Annotated in this window: 11 protein-coding genes (1 of these 11 running past the window's edge); 8 read left to right on the top strand and 3 right to left on the bottom strand. The window is 63.9% G+C overall.

Annotation, left to right across the window (positions count from 1 at the left end; all coding sequences use genetic code 11):
- On the top strand, window positions 1–1,606 hold the 3' portion of the coding sequence (locus Mame_RS07550; protein WP_018067876.1) for a M23 family metallopeptidase. The gene continues 341 nt to the left of window position 1, outside the view; the window shows 1,606 of its 1,947 coding nt (coding positions 342–1,947); its start codon lies beyond the left edge, outside the window; it ends in the stop codon at window positions 1,604–1,606.
- Window positions 1,607–1,718: 112 nt separating this feature from the next.
- Here the strand turns inward: Mame_RS07550 and Mame_RS07545 are convergent, their stop codons facing one another.
- From Mame_RS07545 to Mame_RS07535, 3 genes are all read right to left on the bottom strand, one after another.
- Window positions 1,719–2,654 (bottom strand): IS110 family RNA-guided transposase, encoded by a 936-nt coding sequence (locus Mame_RS07545; RefSeq protein WP_079920699.1) that lies wholly within the window; start codon window positions 2,652–2,654, stop codon window positions 1,719–1,721.
- 395 nt (window positions 2,655–3,049) lie between these two features.
- Window positions 3,050–5,653 carry an ATP-dependent chaperone ClpB gene (gene clpB / locus Mame_RS07540; RefSeq protein WP_018065115.1) on the bottom strand — a complete coding sequence of 868 codons (2,604 nt, stop codon included), beginning with the start codon at window positions 5,651–5,653 and terminating at the stop codon, window positions 3,050–3,052.
- Window positions 5,654–6,153: 500 nt separating this feature from the next.
- Window positions 6,154–6,780: a ribonuclease D gene (locus tag Mame_RS07535; protein ID WP_026173527.1), complete on the bottom strand. Its 627-nt coding sequence runs from the start codon at window positions 6,778–6,780 to the stop codon at window positions 6,154–6,156.
- Window positions 6,781–6,984: 204 nt separating this feature from the next.
- Here Mame_RS07535 and Mame_RS07530 point away from each other — a divergent pair, with 204 nt between their 5' ends.
- From Mame_RS07530 to Mame_RS07500, 7 genes are all read left to right on the top strand, one after another.
- Window positions 6,985–7,341: a hypothetical protein gene (locus Mame_RS07530; protein WP_018065113.1), complete on the top strand. Its 357-nt coding sequence runs from the start codon at window positions 6,985–6,987 to the stop codon at window positions 7,339–7,341.
- The gene (locus Mame_RS07525; protein WP_018065112.1) at window positions 7,334–7,984 is read left to right on the top strand and encodes a DedA family protein; all 651 of its coding nucleotides are present in this window, start codon (window positions 7,334–7,336) and stop codon (window positions 7,982–7,984) included. The genes Mame_RS07530 and Mame_RS07525 overlap by 8 nt, the downstream gene beginning before the upstream one ends.
- Window positions 7,985–8,084: 100 nt before the next feature.
- On the top strand, window positions 8,085–9,842 hold the full coding sequence (locus tag Mame_RS07520) for an alkaline phosphatase (protein ID WP_018065111.1): 1,758 nt from the start codon (window positions 8,085–8,087) through the stop codon (window positions 9,840–9,842).
- Window positions 9,843–9,908: 66 nt separating this feature from the next.
- Entirely contained in the window at window positions 9,909–10,364 is a 456-nt protein-coding gene (locus Mame_RS07515) for a hypothetical protein (protein ID WP_018065110.1), read from the top strand.
- Between the two features lie 27 nt (window positions 10,365–10,391).
- Window positions 10,392–11,063: an ABC transporter ATP-binding protein gene (locus tag Mame_RS07510; RefSeq protein WP_018065109.1), complete on the top strand. Its 672-nt coding sequence runs from the start codon at window positions 10,392–10,394 to the stop codon at window positions 11,061–11,063.
- 4 nt (window positions 11,064–11,067) lie between these two features.
- Window positions 11,068–12,378, top strand: coding sequence for an FtsX-like permease family protein (locus tag Mame_RS07505; RefSeq protein ID WP_018065108.1), 1,311 nt, complete (start codon window positions 11,068–11,070; stop codon window positions 12,376–12,378).
- Between the two features lie 116 nt (window positions 12,379–12,494).
- Window positions 12,495–13,439, top strand: coding sequence for an AEC family transporter (locus Mame_RS07500; RefSeq protein WP_018065107.1), 945 nt, complete (start codon window positions 12,495–12,497; stop codon window positions 13,437–13,439).
- Window positions 13,440–13,682: the final 243 nt, after the last annotated feature.

Raw genomic sequence — 13,682 nt, 5'->3', positions numbered from 1 at the left:
CGACAGCGACGTGGTCCATTATGAGCCGTTTTCTGAGGTCAAGATGGCGCTCGCCGCCAATTACGGCGAAACCCCTTCCTATCCGGCCTTCGATCCCTTCGCCGTGTTTTCCTCGAGCGACACGCCGACCGATGTCCAGCACGGCGCCGACGTGATCTATGACACCGATGTTCAGGGCGAGGTCGAGATCCGTTCGATCGCCTTTCCGATGACGCGGCCGGACGCGCCGTTCGCCGCCGACCTCAGCACCGAGGAAATCGAGGCGACCATTCTCGCCAACGAGGCCATGATTCAGGACAGTGTCGGCGAGATTTCGATGCTGAGCTATGTCGATCCCGACCGGTTCGAGCCGGAACCCAGCCTGTTGCCGCTCAAACCCGCGCTCAACGCCCAGATCATCGATGAGAATGTTTCGGTGAGCGCGCTGCAATCTGTCTTCACCCGTGATTTCAGCGATGACATTCTGCCGGTGCGCCAGGCGGTCGAGACGGCCCAGCTGTTGACGGCGGCAGGGTATCCACCGCCGCAGGCCAACGAACTTGGCCGACTGATCCAGGAGGGCACGGGGTCGGCCATGCTCAGGGCCGGCGACACGCTGCGCATCGGGCTCCTGCGCATGGGCCGCAACATGCGCGTCGTGCGCCTCAGCCTCTATCGCAACGGCGAGCATCGCATGACAATGGCCCTCAACGACGACGGCCGCTTCGTCAAGGGCACGCCGCCAGCCATGAGCGATGCGGTCGCCAATGCCACCGCGGACGAGACCGACCTGCTGCTCGGCACGGCGCAAAAGCCGGTGCGGGTCTATGACGGCATCTACCGGGCCATGCTGAGCTACGACCTGAACGAACAGATGTCGGCGCAACTGGTCAATCTTCTGGCCAGCAAGGTCGATCTGCAGTCGCAGGCCTCGCCCGAAGACACGCTCGAGCTGTTCTTCTCCGATGCCGACCCCAAGGGCGGGGCGACGGATGGTTCCGAACTGTTCTACATCGACGCGGAAATCGGCGGCCAGGAGATCGCGCTCTATCGTTTCCGCGACCCGGAAACCGGCGCCGTGGACTTCTACGACAAGGATGGCCGCAGCATCCGGCGCTTCCTGCTGCGCAACCCGGTTCCGAACGGCCGGTTCACCTCCGGTTACGGCATGCGCCGTCACCCGGTGCTGAAATACGCCCGCATGCATCCGGGCGTCGACTGGGCGGCACCGACCGGCACCCCGATCATCGCCGCCGGCGACGGCATCGTGGAAAAGGCCGGCTGGGCCAGCGGATACGGCAACCAGACCATCATCCGCCACACCAACGGCTACGAGACCTCCTATAACCACCAGAGCAAGATCGCCGGCGGCGTCAAACCCGGCGCACGCGTCAAGCAGGGCCAGATCATCGGCTATGTCGGGGCGACCGGCCTGGTGACCGGCGCACATCTGCATTACGAGGTGATCGTCAACGGAACCAAGGTGGACCCGATGAAGATCCGCTTCCCCAATTCCGACGCGCTCACCGGCGACAACCTCGCCCGCTTCCAGTCCGAGCGCGCCCGCATCGACGCCCTGCTCGGCAACGACAATGCCGGCGGCCAGGTGGCTTCGAACGCCAACTGACCGGCAAACAACCGCCCAGCAAAAAAGGGCGCGCCGCGTGGCGAGCCCACAGACCGTTGACCAGCTACGGCCTCAGGTTTTTGATCCTCGTTCACCTCCCCCACCTGTGTCATCAACTCTGTTGGATGACTTTCTCTGTGAACCTTGCATTGAGGGTCACGACGATTTTTCGCATGACTGCTGCGATCGCGACGATTGGCTTTTTGCCGGCTTCGACAAGGCGCTTGTAGAAGGCGGCGAACTCGCCCCTTCCGCGGGCGGCCTGCATGGCCGGCATGAACAGGATGGTGCGCATGACGGGTCTGCCGCCGCGCATTCTCCGGTAACCGATCTTGTTGCCGCTCTCGTTTGGGTGCGGCGCCAGGCCGGCCAGCGCCGCCGCCTTCTTTCGATCCAGCGTCCCGAGTTCGGGCATTGTGGCGATCAGGGCGGCGGCGGTTGTCTCCGCGATGCCGGTCATCGCCATTGCGATGCTGGCCCTGGCTGCAAAGGCTTCGCTGCGCATGAGCATGCGGATTTCCTTGTCGAGCAGCGCGATCTGGCGATTGATGGCAGCGAGCATGGCCTTGAAGGTGACGGCAAGTTCACGTCCGCCCGGCGCCATGGCGCGGTTTTGCTCGGCGACCCTGATGGCGACCAGATCGGCGCGGCGGCGCACAAGGGCCTTGAGCCTTGCCTCTTCAGGGTTTTCAGCCTGCCACAGGGACAGGCTTGCCCAGCGTTCCATGCCATAGGCGACCATTTCCCGGGCATCGATCGCATCGCTCTTGCCGACCCGTCCACGCGAACGAATGAAGGCCTTGAGCCTGCGCGTATCGGCCCGGTGAACGGCAAGGCCGCGCCGCAGGCACTCTTCGATCAGGACGGTTTCATACCCGCCGGTGGGTTCGCAGATGACCAGATCTGCCTCGCAGTTTCGCAGGAAGCGACGAATATCCCTGCTGCGATTGGCGATGACGGTGGCCGGACCGCCGCAGGAAACGGCGATCGTGTCCTTTGCAACGTCGCAACCAAGACAGATGTGCGGAGGGTGATGCAAAACGACCATGGCGATGCTATCCTTTCAAGGCATGCTTGGGATTGTTTGCGGGCGTGGCAATCAGCGGCCCAATCAACTCTTCAAGCGGTTGCTCGGTGCAACAGTGACCTTGATGACAGCGGGTGTTCCACCCAATGCTCGGACGGTCGGCTGTTGCAGCAGCTGCGGGCAAGCCAACGGCCCGCAGCTGCATCACAACAATAGCGCAGATCCGACAAACAATGCTCGGGCTTGATCCGAGCATCCATAGTGAGTCGGCCGTTATTCATAAGGGTATTTTCCGGTTCGTGCGCGGCTGCCCGGATCCTCGGGTCAAGCCCGAGGATGACGCAGAATAGGAAGGCGACTCTGTAAAAAGATTGGGCCCGCCGTCAGGCGAGCCCTTGCATTTCAGAAGCGCGCGGTCACGCCGCGTCTTCCAGCTTGCGGCCGGTGGTGAACACCAGCCGGTCGGAGCCGGCGTCGACGCGCACATGGGTGCCGTCGGAGAGTTCGCCGGCCAAGAGCTTCTCGGCCAGCGGGTCCTGCACCGCCGTCTGGATCACCCGCTTCAGCGGGCGGGCGCCATAGGCAGGGTCGTACCCCTTGTCGGCAAGCCAGTTGCGGGCTTCCGGCGTGAGATCGAGAACGATCTTGCGGTCCGAAAGCAGCTTTTCGAGACGCCCGAGCTGGATATCGACGATCTGGCCCATATCGTCCCGGCGCAGCCGGTGGAACAGGATGATATCGTCGACCCGGTTCAGGAATTCCGGCCGGAACGAAGCCCGGACCACAGCCATCACCTGCTCGCGCGCGGTCTCGCTGTCCTCGTTGTCGCCAAGCTGCGTCAGGAACTCGGACCCGAGGTTCGAGGTCATGATGATGATCGTGTTGCGGAAGTCGACCGTGCGGCCCTGGCCGTCGGTCAGACGCCCGTCATCAAGCACCTGCAGCAGCACGTTGAAGACGTCCGGATGGGCCTTTTCGATCTCGTCGAACAGCACCACCTGATACGGTCTGCGCCGCACGGCTTCGGTCAGGGCACCGCCCTCGTCATAGCCGACATAGCCGGGAGGCGCACCGATCAGCCGGGCCACGGAGTGCTTCTCCATGTATTCCGACATGTCCATGCGCACCATGGCCGTCTCGTCGTCGAACAGGAACCGGGCAAGCGACTTGGTCAGCTCGGTCTTGCCGACGCCGGTGGGGCCGAGGAAGATGAACGAGCCGATCGGCCGGTTCGGATCCTGCAACCCGGCGCGGGCGCGGCGGACCGAGCGCGATACGGCCTGCACCGCCTCGCCCTGGCCGACGACCCATTTCGCCAGTTCGTCTTCCATGCGCAACAGCTTGTCGCGTTCGCCTTCCAGCATCTTGTCGACCGGGATACCGGTCCAGCGGGAGACCACCTGGGCGATATTGTCCGGGGTCACGACCTCCTGCAGGATCGAATCCGTGACGGTGTTGTCTTCCGACTCCGCCTCGGCCAGTTCCTTTTCCAGCTTCGGGATCGTGCCATAGGCAAGCTCGCCCGCCTTCTGGTATTCGCCGCCGCGCTGGGCGATCGCAAGCTCGTTGCGGGCCGTCTCGAGCTGTTTCTTGAGATCGGCGGCGCGGTTGAGCTTGTTTTTCTCCGACTGCCAGCGCGCCGTCAGCGCATCGGCTTCTTCCTCAAGCGAGGCCAGTTCGGATTCAAGCCGCGCCAGCCGGTCCTTGGAGGCCGTGTCGGTTTCCTTCTTCAGCGCTTCCCGCTCGATCTTGAGCTGCATGATGCGGCGATCGAGTTCGTCGAGCTCTTCCGGCTTGGAATCCACCTGCATGCGCACGCGGCTTGCCGCCTCGTCCATCAGGTCGATTGCCTTGTCCGGCAGGAACCGGTCGGCGATGTAGCGGTTGGAAAGCGTGGCGGCGGCCACCAGCGCGCTGTCGGCGATGCGCACCTGGTGGTGCTGCTCGTATTTTTCCTTCAGCCCGCGCAGGATCGAGATCGTGTCCTCGACCGTCGGCTCGGCAACCATCACCGGCTGGAACCGCCGGGCGAGCGCCGCGTCCTTTTCGACATGCTTGCGGTACTCGTCGAGCGTGGTCGCGCCGACGCAGTGCAGCTCGCCGCGCGCAAGCGCCGGCTTCAGGAGGTTCGACGCATCCATCGCGCCATCGGCCTTGCCGGCGCCGACCAGCGTGTGCATCTCATCGATGAAAAGGATGATCTGGCCGGCTTCCGCCTGCACCTCGTTCAGAACCGCCTTCAGCCTTTCCTCGAACTCGCCGCGATATTTCGCGCCGGCGATCAGCGCGCCCATGTCGAGCGCCATCAGCTTCTTGTCCTTCAGGCTTTCCGGCACGTCGCCATTGACGATCCGGAGCGCAAGGCCCTCGGTGATCGCGGTCTTGCCGACACCCGGCTCGCCGATCAGCACCGGATTGTTCTTGGTGCGGCGCGACAGGACCTGGATGGTGCGGCGGATTTCATCGTCGCGGCCGATCACGGGGTCGAGCTTGCCCTCGCGCGCGTCCTGCGTCAGGTCGCGGGCATATTTCTTCAGCGCGTCATAGGATTGTTCGGCGCTGGCGCTGTCGGCGGTGCGGCCCTTGCGGATTTCGTTGATGGCAGCATTGAGCCCGTTCGGGGTCACGCCGGCATCGGCCAGCGTCTTCGCCGTCGAGGCGCTCTTTTCGATCGCAAGCGCGAGCAGCAGGCGTTCGACGGTGACGAAACTGTCGCCCGCCTTCTTGGCGGCCTCCTCGGCGGTGGTGAATACCTTGGCGAGCGGCTGGGCCAGATAAATCTGCCCGTTGCCTCCGGAAACTTTCGGGACTTTCGCAAGCACGGCATCATTGGCAAGACGCGCCTTGGCGGCGTCGCCGCCTGCGCGCGCGATAAGCGACGCGGCCATGCCTTCCTCATCGTCGAGCAGCACCTTCAGGATGTGGGCTGCGTCGAACTGCTGATGGCCCTCGCCCAGCGCATAGGTCTGCGCGGACTGCAGAAAGCCGCGAACCCGTTCGGAATATTTTTCGAAATTCATGTTTCATGCCTCCATTCCTCACCCTGCCCTTTGGAAAGCGACAGCGCGATGATTCAGGTCAACCCCCTCTTCTGAGGCGAGCCGATGACAGCGGCATTCGCTGCCGCCTGAGGCAGATATGGGAGCGGATTTCGGCCGTTTAAAGAGGCCGCGAAACAAATTCGTTGCAGATATGCAACAGGGCTGGAAGCCTCCAGATTTTCGTCTTTTTGTAGCCAGTTCCATCCCTCACCGGCGTCATCCTCGGGCTTGACCCGAGGATCCAGGCAATATCCGCCGCGACCACTTCACGACGGCCACATTTCGCAGTGGGAATGCCTACCTAAACGCCTATTCCGCTCGTGACCGACGTAGATGGATCCTCGGGTCGAGCCCGAGGATGACGCGGAGAATGAGGAGAGTGCGGAGGACCAAGCCAACGAGTGGTTTCGCCGGCCATGCCCGAAGGAGAAGCATGCCGTAGTCCGGAAAGCATGCGCTCTTCAACGCCCGCACACGCCTCAGCTATGAGCGAAAATGTCGGTTTCTTCCCAGCCGAGAAGGTCGAGCTTCGCCCTTGTGGGCAGGAACTCGAAACAGGCGCTGGCAAGCTCCATGCGGCCGTCGCGGATCAGCCGTTCCATCAGCTTGTCGCGCAGGCGATGCAGGTAAAGAACATCGGAGGCGGCGTATTGCAGCTGTGCCTCGCTCAGTTCCTCGGCCGCCCAGTCGGAGGATTGCTGCGCCTTGGAAACGTCGATGTCGAGCATTTCCTTGAGATTGTCCTTGAGCCCGTGCCGGTCGGTATAGGTCCGGGTCAGGCGCGAGGCGATCTTGGTGCAGAACACATTGGCGGTGGTGACGCCGAAGGTGTGATAGAGTACGGCGATATCGAAGCGGCCGAAATGGAAGATTTTCTGGCGATCGGGGTCGGCGAGCATGGCGGTGAGGTTGGGCGCCTCCGTCTGCCCCGGCGCGATCTGGATCAGGTCGGCGCTGCCATCGCCCGGCGAAATCTGCACGACGCACAGCCGGTCGCGGCGCGGAATGAGGCCCAACGTCTCGCTGTCGATCGCGATCGCGCCGGTATAACGCGCCGCCTGTTCTGCCGGAATATCTTGTTTGTGCACGCGGATCATGTCGCGCATCTCCATCGCCTGTCTTGTCGTCATGAACCGGGTTCATAGCGGATTGGTCCGCGCGACGATACCCAAAAACACCGGGCCGGCCGAGATCCTCCCCATGCTGCTGCGCGCGCAGGGGTGTTGTGCAATCCCGGCCAAGCGGCTATCGCATGAGGCAAGCCCGGCGGAGACATTCCGCTTCCTTCAGCGTAACCGGAAAGGACGGCCATGAGTCTGCTGAAACCCGTCCGCGCATTGTGGCAGCGCCACCGCGCGCTTTCCATCGCCTTTATCGGGGCCCTGCTTCTGACGCTGGCCCTCGCGCTCAAGACCGTGCTTGCGGTCTATTACTGGCACAGTCCTCGCGATCTGGAGCTGAAGAGCTGGATGACGCTTGGTCATGTGGCGATGGTGAACAATATCCCCGTCCACGAACTCGCCGAGGCGCTCGGCCTCGATCCGGAACACAGCCGCCGCCTGCCGCTCTGGCGGATCACGCGCGAGCGCGGCGAGACGCTGGAGGAACTGGAAGAACAGATCGCCGAAGCCCTCGACGAGCACGAACGGGCCGGCGACGATGAATGAACAGTTTCTGGCGCTGGTGCCGGTCTACGGCATTCCGGTCATGGCGCTCATCGTGTTTCTGGCCTGCCTCGGCATACCGATGCCCGCCGCCGTGATCATGCTGTTCGGCGGGTCGCTGGCCGCCTCCGGCGATCTGCCGATGCTGCCAACCATTCTTGCCTGCCTCGCCGCCGCAAGCACCTCCGACCAGATCGGCTACTGGGTGGGGCGAAAGGGCGGCGCGAAATATCTGGCGCGGTTCGCATCGCGGGGGCCCAAGCGCCAACGGCTGGTGGACCGCGCCCAGGACTATCTCGAACGGCGCGGCGTTTTCGCCATCTTCTTCACGCGCTGGCTGCTGGCCCAGATCAGCCCCTATATCAACCCGGTGGCGGGCGCTGCCGGCATGCGCTGGCGCGCCTTTACCATCGCCGCCATCTGCGGCCAGACCGTCTGGGTGTCGACCTATAACCTGCTCGGCTTCATGTTCTCCCGCAACATCATCGCCGTCGCGCATGTCGCCGGCAATGCCACCGGCTTTCTCGCCGCCGGCGTGATTTCGCTTGCGCTGTTCTGGTATATCACCCGCGTCCTGCACTTCTCTCTCAAGAAGCGAAGGCGCAAGCGTTACCTGAAACCGCGCGGGCGGCGAAGCCGCAACTGAGGTTCATCAAACCGCAGCAAAAACGTCATCGGATTGTTATCTGGCGGGACTATCGCGGAAGCGCACTAACCCTTCCCGACGCTCTTTCAAAGAGGTTCCCATGCGCGCCCGTCTCGCACTACTCGCCGCCGCCACCTGCCTTGCAGGTGCCGCCAATGCCGCAACCATCTATCCGCTCGACCGCGCCACCGTTCTGGCGTCCTCGCCGTTCGACTTCAAGGTCGAACTCGACGCGGTCTATGACGCCGGCGATATCGACGTCACCGTCAATGGCAAGCCCTATGCCGAAGTCTTCGGCCAGGAAGCCGAATTCGTCACCGATGAAAAGGGCAAGAATGACGAGAGCCTCGGCTCGGCCCTGATCCTGCGTGATCTCGCCCTTGCCGACGCCGGCGACTACACCGTTGCCGTCAAGGCCGGCGACGAGGAAAAGACCGTCACCTGGACCGTCTATGACACGCCTGAAATGCCGAAGGCCAAGAACATCATCTTCTTCGTCGCCGATGGCATGTCCATGGGTCACCGCACGGCTGCCCGCATCATGTCCAAGGGCATGACCGAGGGCAAGGCCGACGGCCGCCTGAACATGGACGACCTCGACAACATGGCCACGATCGGCACCTCCTCGACCCATTCGATCGCGACCGATTCCGCCAACACCATGTCGGCCTACATGACCGGCCACAAGACCCGCGTGAACGCGCTCGGCGTCTATGCCGACCGCACGCCGGACAGCCTGGACGACCCGAAGGTCGAAACCATTGCCGAGGCGCTGCGCCGCCAGACCGGCAAGTCGATCGGCGTTGTCTCCACCGCCGAAATCGAAGACGCGACGCCGGCCGCCGTCGTCGCCCATACCCGCCTTCGCGGCGACAAGGCCGAGATCGTCGGCATGTTCTACGACGTCCAGCCGGAAGTCGTCCTCGGCGGCGGTTCCGCCTACTTCCTGAAGTCCGATGTCGCCGGTTCCAAGCGCAAGGACGACAATGACTACATCGCCATGTTCGAAGAGGCCGGCTACACCGTCGTCACCTCCGCCGACGAACTGGCCTCCGCCGAGAAGCCGGAAGACGGCAAGCTGCTCGGCCTGTTCCACACCGGCAACATGGATTCGACGCTCGACCGCGAATTCCTGAAGAAGGGCAGCGTCGACAAGTTCCCGAGCCAGCCCGGCCTCGTGGATATGACCACGGCCGCCATCGACCAGCTTTCGAAGAACCCGGAAGGCTTCTTCCTGATGGTTGAAGCCGCCAATGTCGACAAGATGTCGCATCCGCTCGACTGGGACCGCGCCGCCATCGACATGATCGAGTTCGACCAGGCCGTCGGCGCCGCGATGGAATGGATGAATTCCAATCCGGACACGCTGATCGTCGTCACCGGCGACCATACCCACGGCGTCTCGGTGATCGGCACGATCGACGACGAGGTCCAGGCGGACGAAATGCGCAACAAGGTCATGACCTATGACGACGCCGGCTTCCCGAACTATACGGATGAAAACGGCGACGGCTATCCGGACCAGATCGACGTGTCCCGCCGCCTCGCCATGTTCGCCAACAACTTCCCCGACTATTACGAGACCTTCCGCCCGAAGATGGACGGTCCGTTCGAGCCGGCCGTGAAGGACGAGAACGGCCGCTACGTCGCCAACGAAGCCTACAAGGATGTCCCCGGCGCGGTTCTGCGCACCGGCAACCTGCCCTATGACGCCTCGACCGGCGTTCACGCCGTCGATGACGTCCTGCTGCAGGCCACCGGCCCCGGCGCCGACGGCTTCAAGGGCTATATGGAACAGTCCGACGTATACGGCGTGCTGGCCGACGCCTTCGCTCTCGGTTCCAGCCAGAAGCAGTAAGCTTCTTTTCCAAGTCGGGACCGGGCGGCTTTCGCCCGGTCCTCTCCTGCCAGGAGATTTGATCCGATGACCGCTCTGTCCCTTTCCCGCCGCAGCCTGCTAGCCGCCTTCGGCGCGCTCGGCCTCGGCCTTGCCTTTCGCCCCGCCTTTGCAGCCGACGAACTGTCCTTCGACGATCTTTACGGCTCCTTCAGTCCGCTCGGCCTGAAGTTCTCCGACAAGGTGAAACAACTGACGGGAGAGAAGGTCTCGATTCGCGGCTTCATGGCCCCGCCGCTGAAGGCGGAAGCGAAATTCTTCGTGCTGTCGGAAATCCCGATGGCGCTCTGCCCGTTCTGCTCGTCGGATGCCGACTGGCCGGACAATATCATGGTCGTCTATCTCGACCGCAAGCAGACATTCACCCAGCCCAACCAGATGATCGAGGTGACCGGCACGCTCGAAAGCGGCTCCTGGGTGGACCCCGAGACCGGCTTTGTCAGCCAGCTGCGCCTGCGCGGCGCGCGCTACAGCAAGGTCTGAAACGACATACCCGAAAGGTCAGTCACGATGCTGCCTCTCTCGCTCAACGATATCGCCGTCACCTTCCCGGGCCTCGACAGTCCGGTACTGACGATCCCCAAGCTCGATATCGCCGCCGGCGAGCGGGTCGCGATCACCGGCCCCTCGGGTTCCGGCAAGAGCACCTTCGTCAACATCATCACCGGGCTGGAGCGGCTCACCCATGGCAGCGCCCGCTGGGGCGAGACCGAGCTTTCCGCGCTGTCGGAAAGCCGGCGCGACCGGTTTCGCGGCGAGAATATCGGCCTGATCATGCAGGATTTCCATCTGTTTTCGGCCCTTTCCGCGCTCGACAACGTGCTGCTGCCGGCAAGGCTTGCCCGCGCCGCCGGCACGGAGCGCATAAAGCGCGCGCACGACCTGCTCGAGCGCGTCGGCCTTTCCCGTCACGACCAGAAGACCGGCACGATGTCGCGCGGCGAAATGCAGCGCGTGGCCGTTGCCCGCGCGCTGTTGCGCGAGCCCGGCATCATCGTCGCCGACGAGCCGACGGCAAGCCTCGACGCCGCATCTGGCGAGACTGTCGGGAGCCTGCTGCTGGAACTCGCCGAGGGCGCCACGCTGATCGTCGTTTCCCATGACCAGCGGCTGATCGCGCCGCTGACGCGCGAGATATCGTTGCTTGCCGGCGTCATCGCCAGCGACGAGAAGAGAGGCTGACCCCATGTTCCGTTTCATCCTCGCAGATCTCAAACGTCTCTGGGCCGGTTCCATCGTCATCGTCATTTTGATCATGCTGGCAACCGCGCTTGGCGTCGCCGTGACGCTGGAAGAGCGGGCGCTGAGGCTTGGCAGCGCCCGGGCCTCGGAGAAATTCGATCTGGTGATCGGCGCGCCCGGCAGCGAAACCCAGCTCGTGCTCTCCTCGGTCTTCCTGCAGGCCGCCGACCTGCCGCTGATGGACGGCGACATCCTGCCCGACCTTCAGGCGGACCCCCGCGTGGCCTGGGCCGCGCCAATCGGCTTCGGCGATTCCTATGAAGGCTACCCGATCGTCGGCACCACATCAGAGCTGATCGAAAACACGACGCCCGGCTTTTCCCAAGGCGACAATTTCACCCATCTGGGCGAGGCGGTGACCGGCTCGGCGGTCGATCTTGCGATCGGCGACACGATCAAGCCGATGCACGGCACGGTCGAGACCGGCGGCCATACCCATGACGAACTCGCCTATACCGTCACCGGCCGGGCCGACCCGACCGGAACGCCATGGGACCGCGCCATCTTCGTGCCGATCGAGGCGGTCTGGAAAATCCACGGCATGGAAGCGCACGAGGCCGACGGCCATGATCACGAGGCGGCCGGCCATGATCATGACGAGCAGGCGGACGACCACGAACACGCCGCCCACGATGATCACGACGAGGCGGGGCATGAAGAAGACCATCATCATATCGACCCCGCAACACCTGTTGACGAGCACTGGCATGAAGGCGAAACGCCCGGCCTGCCCGCGATCCTGGTGAAGCCGAAATCGATCGCCGATGCCTATAAGCTGCGGCAGGACTACCGGGGCGATCAGACGCTCGCCGTCTTCCCGGCGGAGGTGCTGACCAAACTCTACGCCACGCTCGGCGACGCCAAACAGGTGCTGACGGCGATTGCGGCGGGCGCGCAGGTGCTGGTCGCCGCGGCGCTGATGCTGGTCACCGTCATTCATGTGTCCCAGCGCCGGCGCGAGATCGGGGCATTGCGCGCTTTCGGCGCGCCACGCGGGGCGGTGTTCACGATCGTCTGGGGCGAGCTCTTCCTGCTGGTGGCACTCGGCATCGCGCTCGGCTATGCGGCTGGCCTTGCGGCGGCGCTCGCGATCGCGCGGTCGATCACGGCGGAGCGCGGCGTGTCGCTTCCGGTCGAGTTCACGCGCGCCGATCTCGGCTCCGCCGCCGTGCTGATTGCGGTCGCAGCCGTACTTTCCGCCCTGCCCGCGCTGATTGCCTATCGCCAGTCACCGGCGGCCGCCCTGAAAAGCTGACGCGGCGGGAGCGATTGAAGGCCATCCGACGGGCTGGCGACCTTGACACCGGTCGCGGCGGGGAACAGTTTCGGGAACACGCGGCACGAGCCGCGCCGCCCGCCTGAAAGCCCGCCATGCAAGAAATATTCAACAGCGTCATCCCGATCTTCGCCCTCATCCTGATCGGGTGGGTCGCCGTCAAGGTCCGCTATCTGCCGGCCGAAAGCGCCGGCGTGCTTTCAGGCTTCGTCTACCGGATCGGCCTGCCGGTGCTGCTGATGCGCACCATCGCCAACGCGGATTTCACCGGCGCCGACCCGTTGCGTATCTGGGGTGTCTATTTTGCCAGCGTGGCGATTGCCTGGATCGCCGCCGCCATGGTTTCCCGTTTCGTGTTCAACCGGGACCGCGTCTCCGCCGTCATCATCGGGCTTTCCGGCACGTTTTCCAATCTGGCCCTGCTCGGCATTCCGCTTGTCAGCCATGTGGCGGGTGAAACCGCGCTGGTGGCGCTTTCAATCGTGCTCGCGATCCACATGCCGGTGCTGATGGTAACCGCCACGGTGCTGGCCGAACGCGCGAAGGCGCGCGAGGGCGGCGCGACCAGCGACCCGGCCCGCCTCGCCGCCACCGTCGGCTACAATCTTGCGACCAACCCCCTGGTGATCGGCCTCATCATCGGCGCGGCGATGAATCTCACCGGTCTGCAACCGGCGGGACCGCTTGCGACCGTCATCTCGATGCTCGCCGGCATCGCAGCGCCCGTGGCCCTGGTCTCGATCGGGATGACGCTTGCGCAATACAAGGTGGCGGGCAATGCCGGTCTTTTCTCCGCGATCACCGTCATCAAGCTCGCCCTGCTGCCGGCCTTGGTCTTCGCGCTTTCGCACGCTTTCGGCCTGCCGCAGCCGATCATGGCCGGGCTGGTGCTCGGCGCGTCCTGCCCGGCGGGCGTCAACGCCTTCCTGCTTGCCGATCAGTTCGGCGCCGGCCGCAACATCGCCGCCTCCACCATAACGCTGACCACGCTCCTCGGCGTGGTGACCGTCAGTCTTTGGGTGCTGCTGCTCGGGTATTGATTTTTGCCTTGATGAAAGCGGGACAAAGCCCGATCTGCAAAGCGACGAGCTTTGCCCATCGTCTGTCATCTGTCGTTCGTTCTTGTGTCATGCTCAGACTTGATCCGAGCATCCAGGCGGCTTGAATCACTGCGTTTGCAACGATTTACAAGGCCGCTGCCGGGTGGCCTGGATCCTCGTGTCAAGCACGAGGATGACGCAGAATATGGGGAGACGTTTGCCAGCAACAGAAAACGGGGCCGA

The organism is Martelella mediterranea DSM 17316, assembly GCF_002043005.1.
Taxonomy (GTDB): domain Bacteria; phylum Pseudomonadota; class Alphaproteobacteria; order Rhizobiales; family Rhizobiaceae; genus Martelella; species Martelella mediterranea.
The sequence above is the reverse complement of the archived record's forward strand: the minus strand, read 5'-3'. Positions and strand labels throughout refer to the sequence as shown.

What these genes read in the sequence shown, in the direction of transcription:
- Mame_RS07545 (WP_079920699.1), bottom strand. Translation starts at nt 2,654, where the DNA reads ATGGTCGTTTTGCATCACCCTCCGCACATCTGTCTTGGTTGCGACGTT.
- Mame_RS07505 (WP_018065108.1), top strand. Translation starts at nt 11,068, where the DNA reads ATGTTCCGTTTCATCCTCGCAGATCTCAAACGTCTCTGGGCCGGTTCC.
- Mame_RS07530 (WP_018065113.1), top strand. Translation starts at nt 6,985, where the DNA reads ATGAGTCTGCTGAAACCCGTCCGCGCATTGTGGCAGCGCCACCGCGCG.
- Mame_RS07510 (WP_018065109.1), top strand. Translation starts at nt 10,392, where the DNA reads ATGCTGCCTCTCTCGCTCAACGATATCGCCGTCACCTTCCCGGGCCTC.
- Mame_RS07535 (WP_026173527.1), bottom strand. Translation starts at nt 6,780, where the DNA reads ATGCGCGACATGATCCGCGTGCACAAACAAGATATTCCGGCAGAACAG.
- Mame_RS07520 (WP_018065111.1), top strand. Translation starts at nt 8,085, where the DNA reads ATGCGCGCCCGTCTCGCACTACTCGCCGCCGCCACCTGCCTTGCAGGT.
- Mame_RS07515 (WP_018065110.1), top strand. Translation starts at nt 9,909, where the DNA reads ATGACCGCTCTGTCCCTTTCCCGCCGCAGCCTGCTAGCCGCCTTCGGC.
- Mame_RS07500 (WP_018065107.1), top strand. Translation starts at nt 12,495, where the DNA reads ATGCAAGAAATATTCAACAGCGTCATCCCGATCTTCGCCCTCATCCTG.
- clpB (WP_018065115.1), bottom strand. Translation starts at nt 5,653, where the DNA reads ATGAATTTCGAAAAATATTCCGAACGGGTTCGCGGCTTTCTGCAGTCC.
- Mame_RS07525 (WP_018065112.1), top strand. Translation starts at nt 7,334, where the DNA reads ATGAATGAACAGTTTCTGGCGCTGGTGCCGGTCTACGGCATTCCGGTC.